The organism is Oceaniovalibus sp. ACAM 378, from assembly GCF_008085915.1.
Classification (GTDB): Bacteria; Pseudomonadota; Alphaproteobacteria; order Rhodobacterales; family Rhodobacteraceae; genus Oceaniglobus.
Genome location: NZ_VSJK01000076.1, coordinates 1 through 1,260, shown reverse-complemented (window position 1 = coordinate 1,260; position 1,260 = coordinate 1). Strand labels below are relative to the sequence as shown.

General features: G+C 60.1%; 3 protein-coding genes. 2 read left to right on the top strand and 1 reads right to left on the bottom strand.

Annotation, left to right across the window (positions count from 1 at the left end; genetic code table 11):
* Window positions 1–259: hypothetical protein (locus FQ320_RS26235; protein ID WP_148476002.1), on the bottom strand; the 259-nt coding region annotated here is incomplete at its 3' end.
* 1 nt (window position 260) lies between these two features.
* On the opposite strand from FQ320_RS26235, the gene FQ320_RS25240 reads away from it, so the two are divergent.
* Both FQ320_RS25240 and FQ320_RS25235 read left to right on the top strand, forming a co-directional pair.
* Window positions 261–683, top strand: coding sequence for a hypothetical protein (locus tag FQ320_RS25240; RefSeq protein ID WP_255509731.1), 423 nt, complete (start codon window positions 261–263; stop codon window positions 681–683).
* Entirely contained in the window at window positions 680–1,138 is a 459-nt protein-coding gene (locus FQ320_RS25235; protein ID WP_148476000.1) for a helix-turn-helix domain-containing protein, read from the top strand. The genes FQ320_RS25240 and FQ320_RS25235 overlap by 4 nt, the downstream gene beginning before the upstream one ends.
* Window positions 1,139–1,260 lie beyond the last annotated feature (122 nt).

Here is a 1,260-nt window from a genome sequence, read left to right as displayed (position 1 = left end):
GCACAACGAAACTGCCATCTGGGAAGGCAAATGTGTCCACATATTTGCCTGGCAGATCGCGCGTGATGTCATTCTCAGCCAGGATGATCCGCTTGCGTTCATAGGAGAAGGCAAGTTGCGCACCAACCCCCTGTGTCAGAGAATTTGTCCGCTGCTCTACTTTTCCTCTATTTGTCAGGTGGGCGGGATAGGACGATGACGTGGGATATTCACCGGAACGAAAATCAGCTGTGCTGAAGCGGATGATGGCGCCGAACACCTTGGCTATTCGACAGCTTTCGCAGGAGGAAGGTATTTCCGAGGCGACGCTTCACAAGTGGCGCGCCGAGGCGCGCGGCAAGGGCCAGCTTCTGCCCGACGCTGACGCTGGCCCCGAGGGCTGGTCGTCACGCGACAAGTTCGCAGCGGTGCTTGAAACAGCGGCGCTGAATGAAGTTGATCTTGCCGAATACTGCCGCAAACGCGGCCTTTATTCTACGCAGATCGCAGCATGGCGGGCCGCCTGTGAGCAGGCGAATGACTGGGACCGCGCGAGCACGGCACGTCTGGGCCAAGCTACGAAGGAAGACAAGAAGCGGGTCAAGGATCTGGAGCGCAAGGAAAAGGCCTTGGCCGAGGCGGCAGCGCTGCTCATCCTTAGAAAAAAGGCTTCGGCGATCTGGGGGGACGGAGAGGAGGTATGATCAGCACCCCAGATCGCGAAACCGCAGTTGCTCTGATCAATGAGTCTGTCACAATCGGCGCGCGTCGCGCCAAAGCCTGTGCCGAGCTGGAGATCAGCGACCGCACCCTGCGGCGCTGGACGAAAGGCGGAGGGGTTCGGCCCGATCAGCGGCCCCTTGTGCCGCGCCCAGAACCGGCCAACAAGCTGAGCGTGGTTGAACGCGCGACCGTGCTGGAGGTCCGTAATTCTACGGAATTTGCCAGCCTTCCGCCAAGCCAGATCGTGCCCAAACTGGCCGATCAGGGGCGGTATCTCGCATCCGAGTCCAGCTTCTACCGGATCTTGCGCGCACAGGGGCAGCAGCGCCACCGAGGCCGCGCCAAGCCGCCGGTCCGGCGCAAATCACCCGCCAGCTATCAGGCTTGCGCGCCCTGCGAGGTATGGACGTGGGATATCACCTGGATGCCGGGGTAATCCTCCCGTTTTTAACGGGACGTGGTCGTAGAACTTACGCAGCCATTTTCAGTTTCATTGCAGGGGTAATGCCGCCGATGCCCATATTCGGGCGGTCGTTGTTGTATGTCCATAACCACTGT